Below are 7,887 nucleotides of genomic sequence, written 5' to 3'. Positions count from 1 at the left end.
TGCGCAAGGCCCGCTGCTCACCCAGCCGCCTCACCGCCACCGTCCAAGCCATCCTCACCCTTCACCACCAGGGCCAATGAAGTTGGAATTAGCTCCGTGTCCTGGCCCCGGCGGGCGTCGCGGCGATAAGCATGCGGATCGGGGACGGCGAGGGCTGGAGGAAGGGCGGATCACTGGACGGGCGGCGCTGGTTCACGTTCGTCGATCCGGACGCGTTCACGGGCTGCTTGGAGGCGGCCGGTTTCTCCGACGTTCACGTTCGCTTCGCAGGCCGTGCGGGCTGGTTCATCGCGATCGGAACGCGATAGCCCGCGTCATTGCCAGGCGTCCGGGTCGGAGTTGGGAGCGGCCCGGCGTATACCCCCACGGGGGTCATCGACATCGCCATGGTGCCGAGGGATCAGATGGATGTGCAAATGATCGATGCTCCGCCCGGCCGCTTTGCCATCGTTGATACCGATCGTGTAGGCCTCGGGAAAGTAGTTCTCGTCGATGAGGCCCCGTGCGGTGCGCATCAAGGTGTAGGCGCTGAGGACCTCTTGTTCGTCCAGATCGAAGAACGAGACGACATGCCTCCTGGGGACTATCTCGATATGTCCAGGATTGGCAGGGAAGTTATCAAAGCGCGCATAGAATAAGTCGTTCTCGCAGAGGATGCTGTTGAGTGACGGGTCGTCCACCTGGCAGAAGAGGCAGTCTGTGGTGACCTCGAGAGGCCGGGACTGGGACCTGCCCTTCACATGCCGACGGCGCCCCAGGAGGAGATCGATCAGGTGTCGAAATCCCCTGCTCGGCCCTTCTCTAGCCGTATGTCCGATGACCATGTGTTTCGAGTCTCCCCTATCGCCCAAATGTATGGGTATGCGACGACCGGTGGTCAATTGTGCAGCGGGTGTGAGGTCAAGACTTCGCAGATGGTAGCGGCTGGCGTCGCTGTCCGAAGGCGAACAGTCACAGGAGTCATCGAGGTCACGGTAGATCCTGACAGTTGACTAAGTCACAAATGTCGTATCCGCCCACTAGAACACGTTACGACTCTTGCGTTTCGGACTGCAAGGTTTCTGCTGCGCGAAAATAGCCGCTTCCAGGGTGTCGGTCGGTGACAGCCGGTCGGCGCGATCGGCATCGGACGTGGTCAGAGAGGCTCAGCCTCCGGCCGAGGCAGCAGCGCTTTGTGCTCGGGAGATCTTGTGTCCGGGGTCGGCTTCCAGTACGGGGCTGGGCTCGCGCTGCGAAGCCGGGGTTCGGGATCGGGGGGTGCATCGAGCAGTCCTGCCTGATCGTGTGAACCGTCGTCTGGACGGCCCGCCGCCCTCCAGGCTCGGCTCTCATCTACCGAGCCTCGGCCAGTTCCCCGGCCCTCCGACAGCCACTGTGCACCTGGCCATCTGCGGCAGCAGAGCCCCCGACACCGACGCCGGCGTGATCGACGCCGCCGTCCGGTGCCTGGCCCGTCTCGTCATGAGCCGTGGTCGCAAGGTCAGTCACGGCCCCGTTGGCGACGTCATCCTTGCCCGCTACCTCCTCACAACTTCCTGACCCCGTGGGTTGGGCTGTCATCTGGCGTCCCCTTGGCAGGGCCTCTGGGGCAGGTGGACGAGCTCAGGCCGTGCTCAAGAAATCTGGTGCAGCCTGGACAGCACTGGCCCGATGCGAAGGTCGGCGGGCTGGGCGCGCTTGCTCCGATGAGTTCCGGGAACCGCGGTGGCGAGGAGTTCCTGTGGCAGGTCGGTGAGAACGCGTGGGTCGTTGTCGAAGAGCGGGACGTGCGGGCCGAGAGGGTAGGCACGGCAATGGTCACGCTGGGGGTCGACGACCTCGACGAGACTTTGGCGCGCCTCGCCGCGCACGGCATCGGCCACGAACCGGTGGAGACGTACGGCAACGGCGTGCGCCACGTCGTCGTGCTCGATCCGGACGGGAACAGCCTGTCGCTCGCCGAGGCGCCCGCCCAGTCGCGCCAGTAGTGTCCGCCCTTGGCTATGGCGGACGTCCCCGCGCACGATCTGCGGCATAGGAGGACGCTCAGTTCGGCGCGCCGCAAGGCGGTCCCGAGCGCGCCCGCTGATGCGCCTCACGCCTCGTCCGTGTCACCCCAGCCGATGTGGCCGGTCACCAGACCAGGCGGCAATGACACGGTCGAGATTGACCCGGACATAGCCGTCGACTTCGATCTGCAGCATGCGTTCCATATTGGTCAGGAGCGTCCGCTCATTCCGCTGTTCTGCTGTCTGTACCGCCTGGCGGCGTACTGCCGGGTTCTCGTCGCCGAGAGCTCGGGCGAGCAGGCCGTGCGCCTCGCCCTGCGCCCGGATGAGAAAGTACGTCGCTGATTCTCGTGTCCTGGCATCATGTCCGGTGATGAGGGGTGCCAAATCAGCCGCGATCATCCGGCCGCTGTCGGCCAGCGCCCACATTGCCCTCCAGCGCACCTCCCGATCCGGATCGGCGAGTAGCAGCCGGGCCCGCTCGGCGACGTCCGCGGTCCCGAGCGCACGCAGCACACTGATCGCCTCAGCTCGTACGGGTGCTTCTGGATCGGACAGCGCCGCCCGTGCCGCAGACTTGATCGACCTGACCTCGGAACGCCAAGCAACCTCCATGACCGCTTCCCGCACCAGCGGGCTGGCATCAGTGGCCGCTCTGGCGAGGGCCTCTGCCGCGGTCTGGGAGATGACAGGCAGGGCACGCAGGGCACGCAGTGAACGCGCCGCCCGGGCGCGCCGATGTGGAGACGGGGCGTCGGCGAGGATGCCGAGCAGCCCGGTTTCATCGCCGGGGATCTTCTCGCCGAACCAGGTCACGTCATAGCCGGCGAGCAATTCGTTGAGCCACCGCTCGTACCACGACAGAAAATCTTCGTCTTCAAGCACATACGGTGCCGGAACGCCGTTGAGATCGACGTTGACGAGGCGTCCGTGTCCGGGGCCGGAGACGACAAGCTGGGTATAGCTCGTACAGCCGTGGTGGACGACCGCCAGTGTGCCCTGCAGCGGATCCGGCCGGTCGTCCGGCCCCCAGAAATCGTCCCACCAGCCTTGGGCGTACCGAGTTCCGGGGACGAACGGGCTCGGCTCGGCCAGATGGCCGGGAAAGGAGTCGGATACCTCCCCGTAGGCGTGGGCCAGTGTCAGGAGTCCGTAGCCAGGGCCTGCGCCTCCGTCGCCGAGTTCCGTGATGAACCTGCGGTAACTCTCCGGCAGGACGATGCCGTGCCCGGCTTCGAACGCGGCGACGCTTGACTCCGGCACCGGCGGATTCAGCCGGTAGGCGTGCTTCTCGGCGCCGAACGAGGTGAACCGGCCAGGCGAGTTCGCCACCTCGCCGAGTTTCGCCTTTATTCGTGACAACTGCATGTCCATATCCACCCCCCGGTCGACCTGTGCGGGAAGAATCTTTCGAGCACCCATTTTCAGGATCGGCTAAAGGTACACCTCTTCCTCTCAGCCGACTGGGCACGCGGCAGCGTCCGGTCATCGGCATGAGCGCGCGATCGTAGCGGGCGGCTCAAGTTCTGCGGGCGCTACCGAAACCGCGGCCACTTGTGCCAGGTCCTGCCCCTGACGCTCATGCTCCTTGTGATGGCGTGCTGCGTCACGCGCCGCTGTCCACGCCTACCTTCAGCAGGAGCGCCCCGAGTTCGATCAAGTACTCACCCTGCCTGTGTTCCGGACAAGGGCAGCGACCCCGCCGACCCGTGCTCGGTGAGCGTGATGTCCGTCATGCCGGAGGGAGGCGGAGCGATCGCGGCGCGCAGGCGGCCGGGAGGGCGACCGCCAGGACCGCAGGTTGGGATGCCCGACGGGGTGGGCCCGTGGTTGTCTGAGTTTCGCGGCGGGGTGTTGGCCGACGCTGCGGATTCCAGATGGAAAGGGGCATCGTGCCGAAGACCGTCCAGTTGAGGACGTACACGATCAGGGAAGGGCTGCTCGAGGAGTGGGCGGCCAGGTGGCGGGAGTCGGTGGTGCCGCTGCGGTTGAAGTTGGGGTTCGGGATCGGGGGTGCCTGGCTTGATCACGAGCGGAGCCGGTTCGTGTGGGTGATCTGGTACGAGGGGGAGGGGACGTTCGAGGAGGCGAACCAGCGGTACTGGGCGTCGCCGGAGCGGGAGGCGATGGGGCTGGACCCGTCCGAGTACCTGGTCGATCGGGACGTGCGGGTGGTCGAGCAGGTCTACTGATCGGGCTCGGGGAGCAGGTGGGCGAGGCGTTCTTCTTGCGCCAGCGGGCGGAACACGCGTGCCTCGGCCTTGGATTTCAGGACGTCGAGGTCGACGTCGAAGGGCCAGAGCCGGGCGGTGCCGTCGAGGGAGGCGGAGATGGCGGTCTGGCTGTCCGGAGTCCAGGCGACGGAGACGACCGGGCCCCGATGGACACCGATCACGCCGATCTCGGTGTAGGTCCTGCCCGCCCAGAGACGGACGGTGCGGTCGTAGGACGCGGTGGCGATCATGAAGCCGTCGGGTGACCAGGCCACGCCGGCGACGCGGGCCTCGTGGGCGTCGAGGACGGCCAGTTGCTCGCCGGTGGTGGTGTCCCAGACGCGAGCCGTGCCGTCGGCGGAGCCGGTGACGACCCGGCGTGCGTCGGGCAGACCAGGCGATGTCGTCGACCCAGTTGGCGTGGCCGCGCAGCGTCACGGCCTCGCCGGGGTTATGGATGTCCCAGATGCGGGCGGTGCGGTCGTCGGAGGTCGAGCCGAGGTGCGTCCCGGTGGGGGACTCGCGATTCGAGACGCCGCGACTGTTCCTGCTGACGCGCCTCCGGGGAAGGCCGCCTGCGCCCGTTCCCGCGCCCCTACCGCAAGTGAGGGAGACCCTTCGACGCCGCCAGAACCGGACATACCTCTAAAGATAGACATCAATCTGGCGCTAGGAAAAACCCAAACAACGTGCTCCATGAGCGCTGCGCCGTAGCCTCCTACTGTTCTCGTGTCGGACGGGAATGACCGCCCGCCGCACCGGAACCCGCGCGACCGTCCGCCGGCTTCGCGCGCCCAGTAGAGATGGAGCCGCAGATGGAGCGAGTACTCATCGTGGTCGTGGTGATCCTGGTGGCGCTGATCGCGGCACTGCTGGCCGCATTCCTGAAGTGGCTCGACGGTGGCCGGGTCATCGGGTCCATCGCAGCCGGGGCCGCTGCCTTCGCCGCCGCGGTGCCGGTGGTCGTCCTGCTCATGAAAACGGGCGGCATCGCGTGAACAAGGACGCGGGGACAGCGCGACCGTCCACCAGGAGGAGTAGAGATGCCGCCTGAAATCCGTATCCCAGTACGTGACTTGGGGAACCTTCTAGAGTTTCACGACGCCTGCCGTGTCGTGGCCGGACTCATGATTCTGAGGGACCAGGCACGATACAACCCGCAGAGCGACCAGCATACCTTGTGGAACTGGCTCCTGGCCCAAACGTACAAGCCTCAGCAGATGGGGCTTTCGGTACGAGAATGCCTGCCCCGGTACCAGGACGAGGAAGGCCACGGGTTCGTGCCGCGTCTTCCTCCAACGGCCGACGACGCGCTGCGTCGCCTGGTCAAGGCGATCCACCGAGCCGGCCGCACCGATGATTGCCTGGACCAATGCTTTCAGGACCTGTCCGAAGCGAAGGCGAAAAGCGGGGACTATTTCACCCGCAACGACGTCGTGCGGTTGATGGTGGCAGCGGTCGATCCTCAGGAAGGCCACCGGGTGCTTGATCCGGTGTGCGGTTCAGCCGGATTGCTCATCGGCGCCGACCGCCACGTGTCCGAGCGCACGGGCAGGCCGTCGAATCTCGAACTGACCGGCCAGGACGTGCACGCCTCCGCGCTCCATGTGGCGCGAATGAACCTGGACGCCCGCAACCTGGACGCGCGGCTTCTTCCACCGATGGACAGTCTCGCGCGGCCCGCCGAGTCGTCCTATGACATCGTCCTGGCCAACCCGCCGTTCAACGGATCGTGGCGTGCCGGACCGCGCACGGACGACCCGAGGTGGCCGGACGAGGCGGCGCCCCCGCAGGACAATGCGAACTTGGCATGGATCCTCCACATCGTGCACGCGCTCGCTCCTCGGGGCAGAGCGGCGATTCTCATGGCGGAGGGGGCCGCGACCGGGGCACGACAGGTGGAGCAGCGGGTGCGCGGACGGCTCGTCCAGGAGGACGTCGTCGAATGTGTGGTGGCGCTGCCACCGGGCCTGTTCGCCCACAGCCGGGCCCCCTGCTGCCTGTGGCTGCTCAACACCGACAAGGGTCCCCGCGATGAGTGGGGCAGCAGTGATCGTCAGGGCAAGGTGCTTTTCATCAACGCGCGGAAGGCGTACGAACAGGCGCCGAGGCGTAAGCGTCGCCTCAGCCCGGAAGGGGTCGAGCAGGTGCTGCGGACACTCGCGGCATGGCGAGAGGTGGATGGGCAATACCGTGACGAGGCCGGTCGGTGCCGTTCCGTCACCGCCGAGGAGATCGCCGATCAGCGATACGACCTGCAGCCGCCGAGGTACACCGATGAGCCCGGCATCAGCGATGCCCCGGAGCAGCGGCGGATCGACGAGCTCGCCGCCGGACTCCGGGACAAGTTCAAGGAGTCGCGCGCCCTGGAGGCCAACCTGCTTCAAGTCTTGGACGAACTGTGATGCGCGCACTCGATGGTGAGGGCTGGCAGCGCAAAACGGTGAAGGAGGTAGCGGACCGGAAGGTCACCTACGGGCTTCCGGAAAACGAGCTCCCCAGCGGCCGAGGGGTGATCAGAGCCGGTGACGTTCGCGACGGCCGCCTCTGGACGTCCCCGCCGGACCCTGCCGCACCGCTGGACGGCAAGGACAGCCGTGCCGTCCTCGCCGAGGGCGACCTGGTCGTGGTACTCGTCCGCCGGGTGGGTGACGCGGCGCTGATCGACCAGCGCCATACCGGCTGGGTGACGACGCGCTCGGTCGGCATCCTCCGCGCACGCGACCACCACATCACCCGCTGGCTGAAGATCTGGTTCCAGACGCCGGTCGCCCGCGCCTGGTTCGACCGGCATGTGTCGGCGCATGTCGAGCCGACCTTGAGCATCGACCGGCTGAGGGCGATGGAGGTGGTCGTCCCTCCACCCGGACAAATCGGGACCCTCAGCCGACTTGTCGAGTTGATCCAGGACAAGAGGGATCTGAACCTGCGGATCGCCGCGGACGCTGTCGCCTTGGCCGACGCTCATCACGCCATGCTGACGCGACGGCAGCGACAATCATGGGTGCCTTCCACATTCGGTGCCATCACTTCGATCATGACCGGGCGGCCAGGCCCGTCCCAGGCCGCCGTGAGCGGTGTCGCGACGTGCCGGATAGCGCCGGCCGACGTCCTGCGTGCGGATCCGCCTTACATCGAGGGAGGACGGGAAACGCGTGCCGAGCCGGGGGACGTCTGCGATCCGGGAACCGTACTGGTCGCGTCACGACCCGAGGGGGCCCGCGCAGCACTGACCTGGTCGCCGACCACCCCCGGTCGGGGAGTGCTCGCGGTGCGCCCGTCCGATCCCTCGGACTGCTGGTGGCTGCTGCACGAGCTGCGTTCCAGAAGTGAGGAGCTTCCTAAGATCGCGCAAGGTCGGCAGGCAAGGGAGATCAGCCGGCGCGCGTTCTCACGGTTGGAACTGCCCTGGCCCGACCCCGAGGTTCGCAGGCGGTTCCAGGAAGTGGTCGAACCCCTTCACGACAGAGCCCGTGCGGCCCTTGAGGAGAATCGGCTGCTGGAGGAATTGCTCGATCGGGTGCTGCGGGACATGTCCTCGATCGCAGCACGCATCTGACGCCATGACCCTCGGATCACCCCTTCCGGAGGGGACGGGGGACGGACTCCGGTCGGCTCAGGTGACGTGATGCCAGGGACGCCGGGAGTTCTCCCTTCTCGGCTGCCCGCGTCTCAGCCGTACCTCG

At 66.8% G+C, this 7,887-nt stretch carries 8 protein-coding genes; 5 read left to right on the top strand and 3 right to left on the bottom strand.

All coding sequences use genetic code 11. The features are described from left to right. Positions 1–314: 314 nt before the first annotated feature. Positions 315–824 (bottom strand): HIT family protein, encoded by a 510-nt coding sequence (locus tag ACGFI1_RS39435; RefSeq protein WP_392792802.1) that lies wholly within the window; start codon positions 822–824, stop codon positions 315–317. 768 nt (positions 825–1,592) lie between these two features. Between ACGFI1_RS39435 and ACGFI1_RS39430 the strand changes: the two genes are divergently transcribed. Further along, the gene (locus ACGFI1_RS39430) at positions 1,593–1,967 is read left to right on the top strand and encodes a VOC family protein (protein WP_392792801.1); all 375 of its coding nucleotides are present in this window, start codon (positions 1,593–1,595) and stop codon (positions 1,965–1,967) included. A 123-nt stretch (positions 1,968–2,090) separates the two neighbouring features. Here ACGFI1_RS39430 and ACGFI1_RS39425 read toward each other — a convergent pair whose 3' ends face one another. Further along, positions 2,091–3,362, bottom strand: coding sequence for a HEAT repeat domain-containing protein (locus ACGFI1_RS39425; RefSeq protein WP_392792800.1), 1,272 nt, complete (start codon positions 3,360–3,362; stop codon positions 2,091–2,093). A 503-nt stretch (positions 3,363–3,865) separates the two neighbouring features. Here ACGFI1_RS39425 and ACGFI1_RS39420 point away from each other — a divergent pair. After that, positions 3,866–4,180 (top strand): NIPSNAP family protein, encoded by a 315-nt coding sequence (locus ACGFI1_RS39420; protein ID WP_392792799.1) that lies wholly within the window; start codon positions 3,866–3,868, stop codon positions 4,178–4,180. Here the strand turns inward: ACGFI1_RS39420 and ACGFI1_RS39415 are convergent. After that, positions 4,174–4,593, bottom strand: coding sequence for a WD40 repeat domain-containing protein (locus tag ACGFI1_RS39415; RefSeq protein WP_392792805.1), 420 nt, complete (start codon positions 4,591–4,593; stop codon positions 4,174–4,176). The genes ACGFI1_RS39420 and ACGFI1_RS39415 overlap by 7 nt on opposite strands. Before the next feature lie 423 nt (positions 4,594–5,016). Between ACGFI1_RS39415 and ACGFI1_RS39410 the strand changes: the two genes are divergently transcribed. Genes ACGFI1_RS39410 through ACGFI1_RS39400 form a run of 3 tightly spaced genes read left to right on the top strand, consistent with a single transcriptional unit; the run spans position 5,017 to position 7,760 of the window. Then, on the top strand, positions 5,017–5,199 hold the full coding sequence (locus ACGFI1_RS39410; protein ID WP_147339319.1) for a hypothetical protein: 183 nt from the start codon (positions 5,017–5,019) through the stop codon (positions 5,197–5,199). A 45-nt stretch (positions 5,200–5,244) separates the two neighbouring features. Beyond that, positions 5,245–6,606: an N-6 DNA methylase gene (locus ACGFI1_RS39405; RefSeq protein WP_392792797.1), complete on the top strand. Its 1,362-nt coding sequence runs from the start codon at positions 5,245–5,247 to the stop codon at positions 6,604–6,606. After that, on the top strand, positions 6,606–7,760 hold the full coding sequence (locus ACGFI1_RS39400; protein WP_392792796.1) for a hypothetical protein: 1,155 nt from the start codon (positions 6,606–6,608) through the stop codon (positions 7,758–7,760). The genes ACGFI1_RS39405 and ACGFI1_RS39400 overlap by 1 nt, the downstream gene beginning before the upstream one ends. Positions 7,761–7,887: the final 127 nt, after the last annotated feature.

The sequence above is a fragment of the Actinomadura geliboluensis genome, from assembly GCF_043197915.1.
GTDB lineage: Bacteria > Actinomycetota > Actinomycetes > Streptosporangiales > Streptosporangiaceae > Spirillospora > Spirillospora geliboluensis.
The sequence above is the reverse complement of the archived record's forward strand: the minus strand, read 5'-3'. Positions and strand labels throughout refer to the sequence as shown.

Excerpts from the sequence above, each read along its gene's own strand:
- ACGFI1_RS39425 (WP_392792800.1), bottom strand. The coding sequence starts at position 3,362 with ATGGACATGCAGTTGTCACGAATAAAGGCGAAACTCGGCGAGGTGGCG.
- ACGFI1_RS39420 (WP_392792799.1), top strand. The coding sequence starts at position 3,866 with ATGGAAAGGGGCATCGTGCCGAAGACCGTCCAGTTGAGGACGTACACG.
- ACGFI1_RS39410 (WP_147339319.1), top strand. The coding sequence starts at position 5,017 with ATGGAGCGAGTACTCATCGTGGTCGTGGTGATCCTGGTGGCGCTGATC.
- ACGFI1_RS39400 (WP_392792796.1), top strand. The coding sequence starts at position 6,606 with ATGCGCGCACTCGATGGTGAGGGCTGGCAGCGCAAAACGGTGAAGGAG.
- ACGFI1_RS39435 (WP_392792802.1), bottom strand. The coding sequence starts at position 824 with ATGGTCATCGGACATACGGCTAGAGAAGGGCCGAGCAGGGGATTTCGA.
- ACGFI1_RS39405 (WP_392792797.1), top strand. The coding sequence starts at position 5,245 with ATGCCGCCTGAAATCCGTATCCCAGTACGTGACTTGGGGAACCTTCTA.